Origin of the sequence: Pseudomonas aestuarii, assembly GCF_027988105.1 — a bacterium.
GTDB classification, from domain to species: domain Bacteria; phylum Pseudomonadota; class Gammaproteobacteria; order Pseudomonadales; family Pseudomonadaceae; genus Aquipseudomonas; species Aquipseudomonas aestuarii.
The window spans coordinates 730129-746508 of record NZ_JAQJZJ010000001.1 but is presented as its reverse complement, the minus strand read 5'-3'; the positions used below and the strand labels follow the sequence as shown (position 1 = coordinate 746508).

At 65.1% G+C, this 16380-nt stretch carries 14 protein-coding genes; 9 read left to right on the top strand and 5 right to left on the bottom strand.

Annotated features, from left to right (window positions below; genetic code table 11):
* Nucleotides 1-51: 51 nt before the first annotated feature.
* The 5 genes from PH586_RS03420 to PH586_RS03400 form a co-directional block, all read right to left on the bottom strand.
* Nucleotides 52-729 (bottom strand): TetR/AcrR family transcriptional regulator, encoded by a 678-nt coding sequence (locus PH586_RS03420; protein ID WP_271346461.1) that lies wholly within the window; start codon nucleotides 727-729, stop codon nucleotides 52-54.
* Nucleotides 730-877: 148 nt separating this feature from the next.
* On the bottom strand, nucleotides 878-2380 hold the full coding sequence (lysS, locus tag PH586_RS03415) for a lysine--tRNA ligase (protein ID WP_271346347.1): 1503 nt from the start codon (nucleotides 2378-2380) through the stop codon (nucleotides 878-880).
* A 136-nt stretch (nucleotides 2381-2516) separates the two neighbouring features.
* Nucleotides 2517-3612 (bottom strand): peptide chain release factor 2 gene (gene prfB / locus PH586_RS03410; protein ID WP_271346346.1). Its coding sequence is split into 2 segments (ribosomal slippage): nucleotides 2517-3539 and nucleotides 3541-3612, totalling 1095 coding nucleotides; the frame shifts between segments, so codons are not numbered across the junction.
* A gap of 104 nt (nucleotides 3613-3716) precedes the next feature.
* A complete protein-coding gene (locus PH586_RS03405; protein WP_271346345.1) occupies nucleotides 3717-5378 on the bottom strand; it encodes a GMC family oxidoreductase in 1662 nt (553 codons plus the stop codon).
* A 238-nt stretch (nucleotides 5379-5616) separates the two neighbouring features.
* On the bottom strand, nucleotides 5617-6342 hold the full coding sequence (locus PH586_RS03400) for a tellurite resistance TerB family protein (RefSeq protein ID WP_271346344.1): 726 nt from the start codon (nucleotides 6340-6342) through the stop codon (nucleotides 5617-5619).
* Nucleotides 6343-6571: 229 nt separating this feature from the next.
* Between PH586_RS03400 and PH586_RS03395 the strand changes: the two genes are divergently transcribed.
* The 9 genes from PH586_RS03395 (at nucleotide 6572) to PH586_RS03355 (ending at nucleotide 16364) form a co-directional block, all read left to right on the top strand.
* Nucleotides 6572-7483 carry a LysR family transcriptional regulator gene (locus PH586_RS03395; protein WP_271346343.1) on the top strand — a complete coding sequence of 304 codons (912 nt, stop codon included), beginning with the start codon at nucleotides 6572-6574 and terminating at the stop codon, nucleotides 7481-7483.
* 143 nt (nucleotides 7484-7626) lie between these two features.
* Nucleotides 7627-9096, top strand: a complete 1470-nt coding sequence (locus PH586_RS03390) for a gamma-aminobutyraldehyde dehydrogenase (protein ID WP_271346342.1) — start codon at nucleotides 7627-7629, stop codon at nucleotides 9094-9096.
* Between the two features lie 88 nt (nucleotides 9097-9184).
* Nucleotides 9185-10336, top strand: a complete 1152-nt coding sequence (gene ydcS, locus PH586_RS03385) for a putative ABC transporter substrate-binding protein YdcS (RefSeq protein ID WP_271346341.1) — start codon at nucleotides 9185-9187, stop codon at nucleotides 10334-10336.
* 268 nt (nucleotides 10337-10604) lie between these two features.
* Complete coding sequence (locus PH586_RS03380; protein WP_271346340.1) at nucleotides 10605-11648, top strand: ABC transporter ATP-binding protein; 1044 nt, start codon at nucleotides 10605-10607, stop codon at nucleotides 11646-11648.
* Between the two features lies 1 nt (nucleotide 11649).
* On the top strand, nucleotides 11650-12600 hold the full coding sequence (locus PH586_RS03375) for an ABC transporter permease (RefSeq protein WP_271346460.1): 951 nt from the start codon (nucleotides 11650-11652) through the stop codon (nucleotides 12598-12600).
* On the top strand, nucleotides 12590-13414 hold the full coding sequence (locus tag PH586_RS03370) for an ABC transporter permease (RefSeq protein ID WP_271346339.1): 825 nt from the start codon (nucleotides 12590-12592) through the stop codon (nucleotides 13412-13414). Before PH586_RS03375 ends, PH586_RS03370 begins: the two co-directional genes overlap by 11 nt.
* A 65-nt stretch (nucleotides 13415-13479) precedes the next feature.
* Nucleotides 13480-14904: a gamma-aminobutyraldehyde dehydrogenase gene (locus PH586_RS03365; RefSeq protein ID WP_271346338.1), complete on the top strand. Its 1425-nt coding sequence runs from the start codon at nucleotides 13480-13482 to the stop codon at nucleotides 14902-14904.
* A gap of 63 nt (nucleotides 14905-14967) precedes the next feature.
* Nucleotides 14968-15444 (top strand): ester cyclase, encoded by a 477-nt coding sequence (locus PH586_RS03360; protein WP_271346337.1) that lies wholly within the window; start codon nucleotides 14968-14970, stop codon nucleotides 15442-15444.
* A gap of 248 nt (nucleotides 15445-15692) precedes the next feature.
* On the top strand, nucleotides 15693-16364 hold the full coding sequence (locus PH586_RS03355) for a transglutaminase-like cysteine peptidase (RefSeq protein WP_271346336.1): 672 nt from the start codon (nucleotides 15693-15695) through the stop codon (nucleotides 16362-16364).
* Nucleotides 16365-16380 lie beyond the last annotated feature (16 nt).

Genomic DNA, 16380 nt, shown 5'->3' with positions numbered 1-16380 from the left:
TCGATCACGCCGGCAGACACCCTTGAGAGGCTCCCGCCCGCAGGGCGCGACTCAGAGTGCCAACACTACATGCATATAACGTTTAAGAATGGCCAACATGTCCTCATTATCCAACTGCTCAAGGCCATCGAGCAGGCCCTGATACTCCATCCAGCCGATAATCGCCGTCAACAGCCTGGCATCCTGCTCGGGCTGCGCCGAACCCAACACCTGGCAAAACTGGCTGACGCCCTGCAAGAGAATCTGCCGATGGGCACGCACCAACTCGTGCAAGCGCGGATTGAGCAAGGCTTCCTGCTCGAAGGCCTGTTCGGCGAGCAAATGCTCGCGACGGCTGAGCAGTTGATGGCGCACATACTCCAGCGCCAGGCGGGCAATCTCGTCCGCCAGGTGCTGGCGCGCCTGCACGCTGCCGTCTAGCGCGCCAAGCAACTCCTGCAACACACCCTCGGTGCTGCTCCAGAATTTGGCCATGTAGGCCGCGCTGCGCTCGACGAACTGGGCGAAGGTATCGGTGATCAGGTCATCGATATCCTTGAAGTAATAGGTGGTGGCCGACAGCGGCACCCCGGCTTCGGCGGCGACCGCACGATGGCGCACGGCACGCACCCCATCGCGCACGATGATCGCCATGGCCGCATCGAGAATGGCCTGACGACGCTGCTCGCTGCTGCGCCGGCTGACCTTGCGCCCCTGGTACTGCACGCTCTGGGCAACGGCATTGGCCATACTGGTGGCGCTATCTGGGATGGAAGTGGAGCTCACGTCTGGACGGTCCTCGCGCACACTGAAAAGCAGCAACATCTCTTGTTAGGCAGTATTGCGCAGAATAAATCCCGCGCCAGACAACAAAAAGCCGCCCGAGGGCGGCTTGGCGTCACGCTTGCGGGCGCATGTGCGGGAAGAGGATGACGTCGCGGATCGACGGTGCATTGGTCAGCAGCATCACCAGGCGGTCGATACCGATACCTTCACCGGCGGTCGGCGGCATGCCGTATTCCAGGGCGCGGACGAAATCGGCATCGTAGTGCATGGCTTCGTCGTCGCCGGCGTCCTTGTCGGCCACCTGGGCGTGGAAGCGCTCGGCCTGGTCTTCCGCATCGTTCAACTCGGAATAGGCGTTGGCGATTTCACGGCCGCCGATGAACAGCTCGAAACGGTCGGTGACGCTCGGATCCTGGTCGTTGCGACGCGCCAGCGGCGAGACTTCGAACGGGTACTGGGTGATGAAGTGCGGCTGCTCCAGCTTGTGCTCGACCAGCTCTTCGAAAATCATCACCTGCAGTTTGCCCAGGCCTTCGAAGCCCAGCACCTTGGCGCCGGCCTGCTTGGCGATGGTCCGCGCCCTATCGATGTCGGTCAGGTCGGCGGCGGTCAGCTGCGGGTTGTACTTGAGGATCGAGTCGAATACCGAGAGGCGCACGAAGGGTTCACCGAAGTGGAACACCTTGTCACCGTAAGGCACGTCGGTGCTACCTAGCACCAGCAGGGCCAGCTCGCGGAACAGCTCCTCGGTCAGGTCCATGTTGTCTTCGTAATCGGCGTAGGCCTGATAAAACTCCAACATGGTGAACTCGGGGTTGTGCCGGGTCGACACGCCTTCGTTACGGAAGTTGCGGTTGATCTCGAAGACCTTCTCGAAGCCGCCGACCACCAGGCGCTTGAGGTACAGCTCCGGCGCGATGCGCAGGTACATGCCCATGTCCAGCGCGTTGTGGTGGGTCTCGAAGGGCTTGGCCGCGGCGCCGCCGGGAATCGTCTGCAGCATCGGCGTTTCCACTTCGAGGAAGTCGCGCTGCATCAGAAACTGGCGAATGTGGGCGATCACCTGGGAGCGCACGCGGAAAGTGTCACGCACCTCCTCGTTGACGATCAGGTCGACGTAGCGCTGGCGATAGCGCTGCTCGGTGTCGGTGAGGCCGTGGTGCTTGTCCGGCAGCGGACGCAGCGACTTGGTCAGCAGGCGCACCTGGGTCATTTCGACGTAGAGGTCGCCCTTGCCGGAACGGGCCAGGGTGCCCTCGGCGGCGATGATGTCGCCCAGGTCCCAGTGCTTGACCTCGGCCAGCTTTTCTTCCGGCAACGTCTTGCGGTTGACGTACACCTGAATGCGCCCGGTCATGTCCTGAATGACCATGAAGGAACCGCGATTGAGCATGATGCGACCCGCGACCTTGACCGGGATAGCGGCTGCGGCCAGCTCTTCCTTGGTCTTGTCGACGTACTGTTTCTGCAAGTCCGCGCAGTAGCTGTCGCGACGGAAATCGTTGGGGAAGGCGTTGCCCTGCTCACGGGCGACGGTAAGCTTTTCCTTGCGCAGGGCAATCAGCTTGTTTTCTTCCTGTTGCAGTTCGTGCTGGTCGAGTTGTTGGTCGCTCATGATCTCTGGTCTTTCCTGGTAATCGTAGGTTGGTGCTGAGCGCAGCGATGCCCAACATCCGGCCAACGGGCCGGCCTCCTACGCAAATGCAGCGCCGCTCGTTGGGCCTGACCGGCCCAACCTACATTGCGTGTTGTTAAAGCCCCTGTTTCAGGCTGGCCACCAGGTACTCGTCGATATCGCCGTCGAGCACGTTGACGCAGTCACTGCGCTCGATATTGGTGCGCAGGTCCTTGATCCGCGACTGATCGAGCACGTAGGAGCGAATCTGGTGGCCCCAACCGATGTCCGACTTCGAGTCTTCCAGCACCTGCGAGGCGGCGTTGCGCTTCTGCACTTCCTGCTCGTACAGGCGCGCGCGCAGCATCTTCATCGCGGTGTCTTTGTTGGCGTGCTGGGAGCGTTCGTTCTGGCAACAGACCACGGTATTGCTCGGCACGTGGGTAATCCGCACCGCCGAGTCGGTGGTGTTGACGTGCTGACCACCGGCGCCCGAAGAACGGTAGGTGTCGATGCGCAGGTCCGACGGATTGATGTCGATTTCGATGTTGTCATCGATTTCCGGCGAGACGAACACCGCCGAGAACGAGGTGTGGCGACGGTTGCCGGAGTCGAACGGACTCTTGCGCACCAGACGGTGCACACCAATCTCAGTGCGCAACCAGCCGAAGGCGTATTCGCCCTTGATATGCAGGGTCGCGCCCTTGATCCCGGCGACTTCGCCGGCGGACAGCTCCATGATGGTGGTGTCGAAACCGCGCTTGTCGGCCCAGCGCAGGTACATGCGCAGCAGGATGTTGGCCCAGTCCTGGGCTTCGGTGCCGCCGGAGCCGGCCTGAATGTCCAGGTAGGCGTTGTTGGCGTCCATCTCGCCGCTGAACATGCGGCGGAACTCCATCTTCTCGAGGATTTCGCGCAGGCGCTCGACCTCGGCCGCGACATCGTCGACGGCGCCCTGGTCTTCTTCTTCGGCGGCCATCTGCAGCAGATCACGCGAGTCGCCCAGACTGCCGTCGAGGTCGTCGATGGTGTCGACGATCAACGCCAGGGCGGCGCGCTCACGCCCCAGGTTCTGGGCGTATTCGGGGTTGTTCCAGACGTTCGGGTCTTCGAGTTCGCGGTTTACTTCGACCAGCCGATCATGCTTTTGATCGTAGTCAAAGATACCCCCGAATAGTCTGGGTGCGCTCGGATAGGTCCTTGATGCTGTTCAGGATCGGGTTGATTTCCATGGCTGGCGGCACTCGCAGGTAAAACTTTCGGAAAAGCCGGCGAGTATACCGTAATCGCAGTCCCTCTGGCAGCCCGCAAGCGGCCGTGATCGGCCAGCGGGCACTTAGCCGGTCGCCGCCTCGCTCACCGGCGGCGCCGGGGTAGCCTCCAGGCCCGGGCAGGGTGGCGACTCGAGAATCAACTGCGCGGCCTTCTCGGCAATCATCAACACCGGCGAACAGGTGTTGCCGGAGACGATGTCCGGCATGACCGAGGCATCGGCGATGCGCAGCCCCGGCACGCCATGCACGCGCAACTGCGCATCGACCACCGCCGCGCGCCCCGAGCCCATCTTGCAGGTGCCGACCGGATGAAAAATCGTGGTGCCGATCTCCCCCGCCGCCCGCTGCAAATCCTCCTGGCTCTGGTAACTCGGCCCCGGCTTGTACTCCTCGGGCTTGAAGGCGGCCAGCGCCGGCGCGGCGACGATGCGCCGGGTCAGGCGGATCGCATCGGCGGCCACCTGCAGGTCGCGCTCGTCACTCAGGTAGTTGGGCTGGATCAACGGGGCCTGCGCGACCTCCAGCGAGCGGATTTCGACCTTGCCACGGCTGTGCGGACGCAGGTTGCACACCGAGGCGGTGAAGGCCGGGAAGTCATGCAGTGGCTCGCCGAAACGCTCCAGTGACAGCGGCTGCACGTGGTATTGCAGGTTGGCCGAGGTCTGCGCGGCACTGGACCGGGCAAAGGCGCCCAACTGGCTCGGTGCCATGGCCAATGGACCGCTACGCTTGAACAGATACTCCAGGCCCATGCCCAGCTTGCCCCACAGGCTGCCGGCGACCTGATTGAGGGTCGGCACGCCGCTGACCTTGTAGATCAGCCGTAGCTGCAGGTGATCCTGCAGGTTCTCGCCCACTCCGGGCAACTCGTGCTGCACGCCGATGCCCAGGCGCTGCAATAACGGCCGCGGACCGATGCCCGAACGCTGCAGCAGTGCCGGCGTGCCGATCGAGCCGGCACAGAGGATGATCTCGCGCCGCGCGCGGATCAGCCGTTCGCCCCCTTGCCAGCGCAGACTCAACGCATCGGCACGCCCCTCGGCGAGCACCACCCGCTGCACCTCGGCCCCCGTCAGCACGCGCAGGTTGGGGCGCTGACGAATATCGCGGAGGAAGGCTTTCGAAGCGTTCCAGCGCACGCCACGGCGCTGATTGACCTGGAAGTAACTGCAGCCCTCGTTATCGCCCGCGTTGAAGTCTTCGATGCTGGCGATGCCGCTCTGCCCTGCGGCCTGACGGAAGGCTTCCAGCACCTGCCAGGACAGGCGCTGGCGCTCGACTCGCCACTCGCCGGCGGCGCCGTGTACCTCGCTGCTGCCGGCAAAATGGTGCTCAGTGCGTTTGAACAGCGGCAAAACATCGTCCCAGGCCCAGCCGGGATTGCCGGCCGCCGCCCAGCCATCGTAATCGCGGGCCTGGCCGCGCATGTAGATCATGCCATTGATCGACGAGCTGCCACCCAGCACCCGGCCACGCGGATAGTTCAGCGCCCGGCCATTCAGGCCGGGTTCGGCCTCGGTGGAATAGCACCAGTCGGTGCGCGGGTTGCCGATGCAATACAGATAGCCGACCGGAATATGGATCCAGGGATAGTTGTCACGCCCGCCGGCCTCCAGCAACAACACCCGCACCGCTGGATCGGCAGACAGGCGATTGGCCAACAGGCAGCCGGCCGGGCCGGCCCCGACGATCAGGTAGTCGTAGCTGTCCTCGAGTTGTTGCATCGGTGCCCTCGCTGTAGCCATTGCGGTTGGAATGGACAACAGCCTAGCCGCCCGGCAGCCGAGCGACATGATCTTTTGGTCTGAGATAGACGCGGTGAATGACAACGCCCCGCCGGAAGCTTTTGTAGGATGAGGCGGGCCGCGTAGGTTGAACGCCATCCTACGGACAGCTCGTAGCCTGGATGGAATCCAGGCCCCCGCCTCTGCCGGATTGCACCTGGGCTACAAGGGTCGACTTTCAGCCGGCGTTCAGCTCCAGGCGCACCTGGGCTTCCAGTTCGCTTTTCAGCGCCGGGTCGAGCTTGAGCTGGCGGGCCAGTTCCTCCAGGTAGGCGCGCTCCATGAAGTGCTCCTCATCGACCATCAGTACGCTGGCGATATACATCTCGGCAGCCATTTCCGGACTGGTCGCCGCGCCCGCCACCTCGGCCGGATCCAGCGGTTTGTTCAGTTCGGCCTCGAGCCAGCGCTGCAGTTCGGCGTCATGGGTCAACTTGACCAGCTCGCCTTCGATGAGCTGGCGCTCTCGCGCATCGACATGCCCATCCGCCTTGGCGGCGGCCACCAATGCCTTGAGAATCCCCTGGCTATGCACCTCGACCTGCGGCGCCGGCAAGCGATCGAGAGTTTGCGGTTCGCCCTGCGGCGCTTGCGCCTGCTGCGCCTGCCAGTTGCCATAGGCCTTGTAGGCGATCACCCCGAGCGCGGCCAGGCCGCCATAGGTCAGCGCCTTGCCGCCCAACTTGCGGGCGCTCTTGTTGCCCAGCAGCAAAGCCATGGCACCGCCAGCCAAGGCGCCGCCACCCGCACCGGATAGCAGACTGCCCAGACCGCCAGCACCACCTGACAACAACCCACCCAAACCACCGGCGGCGGGCCCCTTGCCGGGATTTTGCCCCGCCTTGTTTTGCAGCAGATCCTGACCGGACTTGAGCAGCTGATCGAGCAAACCACGGGTGTTCATCGTCACGTCTCCTGGGTAACCAAGGTGCAAATACTACCGTCAGATTAAATGGAAAAATCCCGCAGTCGCCGGCGGATTGCGTCGGGATGTTGCCGCCGCGCGGCCTGGCGAGTCGCACGCCGCGCGTCCACCAGGGAAAACATTTAGCGCTCTACAAAAACGAACGCAATGAGGTACTTTCGACAAAACTGTACCGAAAGACTGCTCAGTCCCCTGTTGGTAGCCCGCGATGATGACCCTGCGCCAGATCCGCCACTTCATTGCCGTCGCCGAGACCGGCTCGATTTCCGCAGCAGCCCAGGCCGTGCACATCTCCCAGTCGACCCTGACCCTGGCCATCCAGCAACTGGAGGAGGAGATCGGCGTCAGCCTGTTCAATCGCCACGCCAAGGGCATGTCCCTGACCCACCAGGGCCACCAGTTCCTGCGCCAGGCGCACCTGATCCTGGCCACGGTCGACAACGCCAAACGCAGCCTGCAACAGAGCGCCGACCAGGTCGCCGGCAGCCTGACCATCGGCGTGACCAGCCTGGTTGCCGGCTACTACCTGGCCGACCTGCTCACCCGTTTCCAGCGCGCCTACCCCAACGTCGAAATCCGCGTGATGGAAGACGAACGCCCGTACATCGAGCACCTGCTGGTCAGCGGCGAGATCGACGTCGGCGTGCTGATCCTGTCCAACCTTGAAGACCGCCACGCCTTGCAGACCGAGGTACTGACCCACTCACCGCTGCGCCTCTGGCTGCCGCCGCAGCACCCACTGCTGGAACACGACAGCATCAGCCTGGCCGACATCGTCAGCGAGCCGCTGATCCAGCTCAATGTCGACGAGATGGAGCTGAATGCCCAGCGCATCTGGTCCGGCGCCGGCCTGCAGCCGCACATCACCCTGCGCACCGGCTCCACCGAGGCGGTGCGCAGCCTGGTCGCCGCCGGCCTGGGCCTGTCGATCCAGCCGGACATGACCTACCGCCCCTGGTCACTGGAGGGCGACATCATCGAAGCCCGCGCCCTGGTCGACCTGACCCAGCCCCTCGACGTCGGTCTGGCCTGGCGCCGCGGCAGCGCACGACCGGCACTGGTCGACCCCTTCCTCAGCGTTGCCCGCGAGCAACCTGGCGGACGCAAGCTATCTATTTAATCGAACGCAGCCTTCAGTATTAAGAATTTGTGAGCCTTAAGCCCAGGATCTAGTCTCTCCTTCGCACAGTGAGAAGAGCGCACCGGGCCTGAGTCCTCCCTACAGCAGCCCGTTGTCCCCAAATTAAGATAAGGGCACACCGCATGGCTGGCGCACCGATTCCCACGCCCCTCTTCCGTGAATTATTGATCGACGGCCAACTGCTCGCCGGTGAAGGCGCGGTGGAAGCGATCCTCAACCCGGCAACCGGTGAAATCCTGACCCATATCGCCGAAGCCTCAGGCGAACAGGTCGAGGCCGCCATCCTGGCGGCACACCGGGCATTTCCCAGCTGGTCGCGCACCACCCCACAGCAACGCTCGCTGATCCTGCTCGGCATCGCCGACGCCATCGAACAGCGCGCCGACCTGCTCGCCCGCCTGGAAGCGCTCAACTGCGGCAAGCCGCTGCACCTGGCCCGGCAGGACGACCTCAGCGCCGCGGTGGACGTGTTCCGCTTCTTCGCCGGCGCGGTGCGCTGCCAGACCGGCCAACTGTCCGGCGAATACCTGCCGGGCTATACCAGCATGGTGCGGCGCGACCCGATCGGCGTGGTCGCCTCCATCGCGCCCTGGAACTACCCGCTGATGATGGCCGCCTGGAAGATCGCCCCGGCCCTCGCCGCCGGCAACTGCCTGGTATTCAAACCCTCCGAGCACACCCCGCTGTCGATCCTGGCCCTGGCCCCGGTGCTCGCCGAGCTGTTGCCGCGCGGCGTGCTGAACATCCTCTGTGGTGGCGGCGATAGCGTCGGCAGCCAGCTGGTCAGCCACCCCAAGGTGCGCATGGTCTCGCTGACCGGCGATATCGTCACCGGGCAGAAAATCCTCCAGGCCGCCGCCAAAACCCTCAAGCGCACCCACCTGGAACTCGGCGGCAAGGCGCCGGTGATCGTCTGCAACGATGCCGACCTGCAGGCGGTGGTCGCAGGCGTGCGCAGCTATGGTTACTACAACGCCGGCCAGGATTGCACGGCGGCCTGCCGCATCTATGCTGAAGAAGGGATTCATGACCGCCTGGTGGCGGAGTTGGGTGATGCCGTGAGCAGCCTGCGCTTTGCCCGCAAGACCGATGCGGATAACGAGATCGGCCCGCTGATCAGCGCGCGCCAACGCGACCGGGTGGCCAGCTTCGTCGAGCGCGCCCTCGGTCAACCGCACATCGAGCGCGTCACCGGCGCCGCCGCGCACTCCGGCCCCGGCTTCTATTACCAGCCGACCCTGCTCGCGGGCTGCCGGCAGGGCGACGAGATCGTCCAGCGCGAGGTGTTCGGCCCGGTGGTCACCGTCACCCGCTTCGACGAACTGGCGCAGGCAGTGGACTGGGCCAACGACTCCGAATACGGCCTGGCTTCCTCGGTGTGGACCGGCAATCTGGACAAGGCCATGCAAGTCGCCGCGCGCCTGCAGTACGGCTGCACCTGGATCAACAGTCACTTCATGCTGGTCAGCGAGATGCCCCACGGCGGCCTCAAGCGCTCCGGCTACGGCAAGGATCTGTCCAGCGATTCGCTGCAGGACTACAGCGTGGTGCGCCACATCATGGCCCGCCACGGCCAGCAGCAGCTGGATTGAATGAGTAGTACCCACAAGTAGCCCTGACCGGCTGAGCTACATGACGTTCAACTGCCCCGAGCCCAACAACAGAAAAGAGGGAAACCCAATGTTCGTGCAAAGAACCGCTTTGTTCAGTGCGCTGGCCAGCGCACTGCTGGCCAGCGCCAGCCTGCAAGCCGCCGAGCCGTTGAAGGCCCTCGGTGCCGGCGAAGGACGCCTGGATATCGTCGCCTGGCCCGGCTATATCGAACGCGGCGAGACCGACAAGGGCTACGACTGGGTCACCGGTTTTGAACAGCAGACCGGCTGCATGGTCAACGTCAAGACCGCCGCCACCTCCGACGAGATGGTCAGCCTGATGGCCAAGGGCGGCTACGACCTGGTCACCGCCTCGGGCGACGCCTCGCTGCGCCTGGTCGCCGGCAAGCGCGTGCAGCCAATCAACATCGACCTGATCCCCAACTGGAAGAGCGTCGATGAGCGCCTCAAGCAGGCCCCCTGGCACACCGTCGCCGGCCAGCATTACGGCACCCCCTACCAGTGGGGCCCCAACGTGCTGATGTACAACACTGAGGTATTCAAGGACGCGCCGACCAGCTGGAAGGTGGTGTTCGAGGAGCAGACCTTGGCCGATGGCAAGAGCAACAAGGGCCGCGTGCAGGCCTATGACGGCCCGATCTACATCGCCGATGCGGCGCTCTACCTCAAGGCGACCAAGCCCGAGCTGGGCATCGACGACCCCTACCTGCTCAACGAGGCGCAGTACGCCGCCACCCTGGCCCTGCTGCGCCAGCAACATGACCTGATCCACCGTTACTGGCACGACGCCACGGTACAGATGAGCGACTTCAAGAACGAAGGCGTGGTCGCCTCCGGCTCCTGGCCGTACCAGGTCAACGCCCTGCAGGCGGAAAGCCAACCGATCGCCTCAGTGGTGCCGGTAGAGGGTGCCACCGGCTGGGCCGACACCACCATGTTGCACGCCGACGCTAAGCACCCGAACTGCGCCTACCAGTGGATGAACTGGTCGCTGGAACCCAAGGTACAGGGCGATCTGGCCTCCTGGTTCGGCTCCCTGCCGGCGGTGCCCGCCGCCTGCCAGGGTAATGAGTTGCTCGGCGCCGAAGGCTGCAAGACCAATGGCTTCGACAAGTTCGACCAGATCGCCTTCTGGAAGACCCCGCAGGCCGAGGGTGGCAAGTACGTGCCCTACAGCCGTTGGACCCAGGATTACATCGCGATCATGGGCGGTAGATAAGGGAGCCGCGCCGGCTGCGCGGTCCGTGGGCGGCGTTGTGTCCTCGCACGATGCTCGCCTACCAGAAGGTATGTCTCGCATCGTGCTGCGGGACGCCTTGCCCACGAACCGCTCGCGCAGCGCTAGTTCGCTAACAACCTAACCGCAGTGTCGCAAGTTGGGTTGTGCCTGCGCGGCCGGACCCACGCCACAGCCGGCAACCTGTTGCACCGTCCCTCCGGCCCCTGGCAGCCAGGGCGGGTGGCATATTTTTATCCTGGAGTTTTACATGACCCTTGCAGTGCAATTCACCGGTGTCTCCCGCGTCTTCGGCGAGGTCAAGGCCGTCGACCGGGTGTCCATCGACATCCAGGATGGCGAATTCTTCTCCATGCTCGGCCCCTCCGGCTCGGGCAAGACCACCTGCCTGCGCCTGATCGCCGGCTTCGAGCAGCCCAGCGCCGGCAGCATCCGCATCCACGGCGAGGAGGCCGTCGGCCTGGCGCCCTATCAGCGCGACGTCAACACGGTGTTCCAGGACTACGCGCTGTTCCCGCACATGAACGTGCTGGACAACGTCGCCTACGGCCTCAAGGTCAAGGGGGTGGCCAAGGGCGAGCGCTATGTCCGCGCCGAAGAGACCCTGGCCCTGGTGGCCCTGGACGGCTACGGCGCACGCAAGCCGGCGCAACTGTCCGGCGGCCAGCGCCAGCGCGTGGCCCTGGCCCGTGCCCTGGTCAACCGACCGCGAGTGCTGCTGCTGGACGAGCCGCTCGGCGCCCTCGACCTCAAGCTGCGTGAGCAGATGCAGGGCGAGCTGAAGAAGCTGCAGCGCCAGCTCGGCATCACCTTCATCTTCGTCACCCACGACCAGACCGAGGCGCTGTCGATGTCCGACCGGGTCGCGGTGTTCAACAAGGGCCGCATCGAGCAGGTCGACAGCCCGCGCAACCTGTACATGAAGCCGGCGACCGCGTTCGTCGCCGAATTCGTCGGCACCTCCAACGTGCTGCGCGGCGCGCTGGCCCAGCGCCTGACCGGCCAGGCCCTGCCGTTCTCGATCCGCCCCGAGCACATCCGCTTCGCCGACGACCAGCCCCTCGCCAGTGGCGAGCTGGAAGTCAGCGGCCTGCTGCACGACATCCAGTACCAGGGTGCGGCTACCCGCTATGAGATCCAGCTGGAAAACGGCCAGAACCTCAGCGTCAGCCAGGCCAACGATCAGTGGCAGGCCGGCGCGCCGACCTTCCAGCCCGGCCAGGCCGTGACCGCGCGCTGGGCTCGGGCAGCGATGGTGGCGCTGCAGGATCTTGCCCCTGGTGAGGGCCACTGAAATGGAGGCGTCCTTGAAATCCCGGACACGCCAGCCGGCCCATGGCCCGCTGCACCGCCTGGCCAACCTGCTCTACCGCAAGCCCAACCTGTACCTGGCGTTGCTGCTGGTGCCGCCGCTGCTGTGGTTCGGCGCAATCTACTTCGGCTCGCTGCTGACCCTGCTCTGGCAGGGCCTGTATACCTTCGACGACTACAGCATGATGGTCACCCCGGAGCTGACCCTGGACAACCTGATCGCGCTGTTCCGGCCCGCCAACTACGACATCATCCTGCGCACCCTGAGCATGGCCATCGCCGTGTCCCTGGCCAGCGCCCTGCTGGCCTTCCCCATCGCCTACTACATGGCGCGCCACACCACGGGCAAGACCAAGGCGTTCTTCTACATCGCGGTGATGATGCCGATGTGGGCCAGCTACATCGTCAAGGCCTATGCCTGGACCCTGCTGCTGGCCAAGGGCGGGGTGGCCCAGTGGTTCGTCGACCAGCTCGGCCTGGCGCCGACCCTGCAACTGATCCTGAGCATTCCCGGGGTCGGCGGCAGCACCCTGTCGACCTCGCACCTGGGCCGCTTCCTGGTGTTCGTCTACATCTGGCTGCCGTTCATGATCCTGCCGATCCAGGCCGCCCTGGAGCGCCTGCCGCCCTCGCTGCTGCAGGCCTCCGCCGACCTCGGCGCGCGCCCCTGGCAGACCTTCGTCCAGGTGATCCTGCCGCTGTCGATCCCCGGCATCGCCGCCGGCTCGATTTTCACCTTCTCGCTGACCCTGGGCGACTTCATCGTGCCGCAACTGGTCGGCCCACCCGGCTTCTTCATCGGCAGCATGGTTTACGTGCAGCAGGGCGCGGTCGGCAACATGCCGATGGCCGCCGCCTTCACCCTGGTGCCGATCGTGCTGATCGCCATCTACCTGTCCATCGTCAAACGCCTGGGGGCCTTCGATGCGCTCTAATACTCCCTCATCAGAGCGGGCTTCCTGGGGCCTGAAGCTGGCGGCGTGGGCGGGACTGCTATTCCTCCACTTCCCGATCCTGATCATCTTCATCTACGCCTTCAACACCGAAGACGCCGCCTTCAGCTTCCCGCCCCAGGGCTTCACCCTGCACTGGTTCAGCGTGGCCTTCGCCCGGGTCGACGTGCTCGAGGCGATCAAGCTGTCGCTGCAGATCGCCTGCCTGGCCACCCTGATCGCCCTGGTCCTCGGCACCCTGGCCGCCGCCGCGCTGTACCGCCGCGACTTCTTCGGCAAGGAGGGCATCTCGCTGCTGCTGATCCTGCCGATCGCCCTGCCCGGCATCGTCACCGGCCTGGCCCTGCTGGCGGCGTTCAAGACCCTGGATATCGAGCCGGGCATCTTCACCATCGTCGTCGGCCACGCCACCTTCTGCGTGGTGATCGTCTACAACAACGTGATCGCCCGCTTCCGCCGCACCTCCTACAGCCTGATCGAGGCCTCGATGGATCTCGGCGCCGACGGCTGGCAGACCTTTCGCTACATCATCCTGCCCAACCTCGGCTCGGCCCTGCTGGCCGGCGGCATGCTCGCCTTCGCCCTGTCGTTCGACGAGATCATCGTCACCACCTTCACCGCCGGTCACGAGCGCACCCTGCCGCTGTGGCTGCTCAACCAGTTGAGCCGACCGCGCGACGTGCCGGTGACCAACGTGGTGGCGATGTCGGTGATGCTGGTGACCATGATCCCGATCCTCGGTGCCTACTACCTGACCAAGGGCGGCGAGAGCGTGGCCGGCAGCGGCGGTAAATGAGCCTGACGCGGCGCGAACTCGCGGCCGCGGTGAATTCGTAGAAGCCCCAACCAGAGGATTGCGCAATGCAAAGCAAACTGCTGATCAATGGCCGCCTGGTCGCTGGCGAAGGCGCCAGCCTGGCGGTGCTCAACCCGGCGCTCGGCGCGCCGCTGCTGCATATCAACGAGGCCAGCAGCGAGCAGGTCGATGCCGCCGTGCGCGCCGCCGACGCCGCCTTCGACGGCTGGTCGCAGACCGCGCCGAAGGACCGCGCACTGTTGCTGCTGCGCCTGGCCGACAAGATCGAGGCGCATGCCGAGGAGTTCGCCCGCCTGGAGTCGGACAACTGCGGCAAACCCTACGCCGCCGCGCTGAACGACGAGATCCCGGCCATCGCCGACGTGTTCCGTTTCTTCGCCGGCGCCAGCCGCTGCCTCAGTGGCAGCGCCGCCGGCGAGTACCTGCCGGGGCACACCTCGATGATCCGCCGCGACCCGATCGGCGTGGTGGCGTCCATCGCGCCCTGGAACTACCCGCTGATGATGGCCGCCTGGAAGCTCGCCCCGGCCTTGGCCGCCGGCAATACCGTGGTGCTCAAGCCCTCCGAACAGACCCCGCTGACCGCGCTGAAGCTGGCCGAGTTCCTCGCCGAGATCTTCCCCGCCGGGGTGGTCAACATCGTCTTCGGCCGCGGCGCCAGCGTCGGCAGCCCGCTGGTGACCCACCCGCAGGTGCGCATGGTGTCGCTGACCGGCTCGGTCGCCACCGGCTCGAACATCATTGCCAGCACCGCCGCCTCGGTGAAGCGCATGCACATGGAACTGGGCGGCAAGGCGCCGGTGCTGATCTTCGACGACGCCGACATCGCCGCCGCGGTGGAGGGCATCCGCACCTTCGGCTTCTACAACGCCGGCCAGGACTGCACCGCCGCCTGCCGCATTTATGCGCAGAAAGGCATCTACGAGAAGTTCGTCGCCGAACTGGGCGCGGCGGTCGGCAGCATCAAGCACGGCCTGCAGCACGACCCGGCCACCGAACTGGGCCCACTGATCACCGCCGAGCACCGCGAGCGCGCCAGTGGCTTCGTCGAGCGCGCGGCGGCGCTGGGGCACATCGAGGTGGTCACCGGCGGCAAGGCGGTCGCCGGCCCCGGCTTCTTCTACCAACCGACGGTGCTGGCCGGCGCCCGCCAGGAGGACGAAATCGTGCGTCGCGAAGTGTTCGGCCCGGTGGTCTCGGTCACCCGGTTCGACGACGAGGCGCAGGCGCTGGCCTGGGCCAACGACTCCGACTACGGCCTGGCTTCCTCGGTGTGGACCCAGGACGTCGGCCGCGCCCACCGCATCGCCGCGCGCCTGCAGTACGGCTGCACCTGGGTCAACACCCACTTCATGCTGGTCAACGAAATGCCCCATGGCGGGATGAAGCTGTCCGGCTATGGCAAGGACATGTCGATGTACGGACTGGAGGACTACACCGCCGTGCGTCACGTCATGTTCAAGCATTAGCCGCTGGTAACAAAAGCCGGGCGGCCCATGTCGGGCCACTCACTCTGAACTGGAGCACCCATAATGAAAAACGCATTGCGCAGTATCAGTTTCTTCATGCTGTTCGCCGCCGCCGGCCTGGCCCAGGCCGCGGATGACGCCAAGGCCATCGTCGATGGCTACATGGCCGCCTGGAATGCCCACGACGCCGAGCAGGCCGCGACCTTCCTGGCCGAGGATGCGGTGTACTTCGATGCCACCGTCGGCACCCCGCAGAATGGCAAGGCGGCCGCGCGCGACAACGTGATCAAGGTGTTCATCGACGCGGTGCCGGACCTGAGCTGGAAGATGACCAGCGAGCCGATCGTCGGCCCCGATGGCATCGCCTTCCAGTGGCAGTTCAGCGGCACCAACAGCGGCGCCTGGGGTCCGGACACCCCGGCCACCGGCAAGCCGCTGAGTTTCGAAGGGGTCAGCTTCATCCGCATCAAGGACGGCAAGATCGCCTACCAGGGCGACTACTACGACGCCCTCGGCTTCAACAAGCAGCTGGGCTGGTAAGTCCACCGCGCCGCCGGCCACCGGCGGCGCCCCTCCCTGCGCCACGACTTCCCTGCCGCAGTCATTACCCCGCCAACACCACCCCCATGCAGTTCGTCGGTTAATCGGGGGAAATCCTCAAATAGTGTTTTCCATCACACACTGCCTCTATGCGCTCACTAATTGACGTCGGTAGGATGGCGGCAAAACCGGGTAATACTCGGTCAAGGCTATGGATAGCTCAACCGTCCAGCGCAGACACCCCAACCATGCCCCGATTTCCCGTCACCCTCACCCGCACACTGCCCATTGCCCTGGCAATCCTGCTAAGCATGGCCGGCAACTCCTGCCTTGGCGCCTCCCGGCCCGCCGCTTCCGCCCTCGACCAAGCCATCGAGCAGGCCCGGTGGAGCAGTTGGCGCAGCCTGATCGAGCAGGGCGGCGTCCTGGACGAGCGCAGCAAACTGCAAACGGTCAACGACTTCATCAATCGCTCGGTGAGCTATGGCAGCGATCGCGAAATATGGGGCGTGGACGAGTACTGGGCGACACCGGCGCAGACCCTGACGCGCGGCCGGGGCGACTGCGAGGATTTCGCCATCGGCAAGTACTTCACCCTGGTGGAGATGGGCGTGCCCAGCGAAAAGTTGCGCCTGACATTCGTCAAGGCGCTGGCGCTCAATCAGGCGCACATGGTGCTGGCCTACTACCCGAGCCAGGCGGCGCAGCCACTGATCCTCGACAACATCGAGCCGCGGATCAAGCCGGCCGGCGAACGCCGCGACCTGCTGCCGGTGTATGCCTTCAACAACTACGGGATCTTCCTGGCCAAGACGCCGCAGCAGAAATCCGCGCAATCGCCGCAGCTGCTCTCGCGCTGGAACGATGTCAGCGAACGCGTGCTCGCCGATGAGCGACGCCAGCAGGCCAACCAGGGCTGACAGCCTACGCTCCATC

Coding starts and splice junctions, on each gene's coding strand:
- PH586_RS03395 (WP_271346343.1), top strand. CDS start 6,572: ATGATGACCCTGCGCCAGATCCGCCACTTCATTGCCGTCGCCGAGACC.
- PH586_RS03390 (WP_271346342.1), top strand. CDS start 7,627: ATGGCTGGCGCACCGATTCCCACGCCCCTCTTCCGTGAATTATTGATC.
- PH586_RS03375 (WP_271346460.1), top strand. CDS start 11,650: ATGGAGGCGTCCTTGAAATCCCGGACACGCCAGCCGGCCCATGGCCCG.
- PH586_RS03400 (WP_271346344.1), bottom strand. CDS start 6,342: ATGAACACCCGTGGTTTGCTCGATCAGCTGCTCAAGTCCGGTCAGGAT.
- lysS (WP_271346347.1), bottom strand. CDS start 2,380: ATGAGCGACCAACAACTCGACCAGCACGAACTGCAACAGGAAGAAAAC.
- PH586_RS03355 (WP_271346336.1), top strand. CDS start 15,693: ATGCCCCGATTTCCCGTCACCCTCACCCGCACACTGCCCATTGCCCTG.
- PH586_RS03405 (WP_271346345.1), bottom strand. CDS start 5,378: ATGCAACAACTCGAGGACAGCTACGACTACCTGATCGTCGGGGCCGGC.
- ydcS (WP_271346341.1), top strand. CDS start 9,185: ATGTTCGTGCAAAGAACCGCTTTGTTCAGTGCGCTGGCCAGCGCACTG.
- PH586_RS03365 (WP_271346338.1), top strand. CDS start 13,480: ATGCAAAGCAAACTGCTGATCAATGGCCGCCTGGTCGCTGGCGAAGGC.
- PH586_RS03380 (WP_271346340.1), top strand. CDS start 10,605: ATGACCCTTGCAGTGCAATTCACCGGTGTCTCCCGCGTCTTCGGCGAG.
- PH586_RS03370 (WP_271346339.1), top strand. CDS start 12,590: ATGCGCTCTAATACTCCCTCATCAGAGCGGGCTTCCTGGGGCCTGAAG.
- PH586_RS03360 (WP_271346337.1), top strand. CDS start 14,968: ATGAAAAACGCATTGCGCAGTATCAGTTTCTTCATGCTGTTCGCCGCC.
- PH586_RS03420 (WP_271346461.1), bottom strand. CDS start 729: ATGGCCAATGCCGTTGCCCAGAGCGTGCAGTACCAGGGGCGCAAGGTC.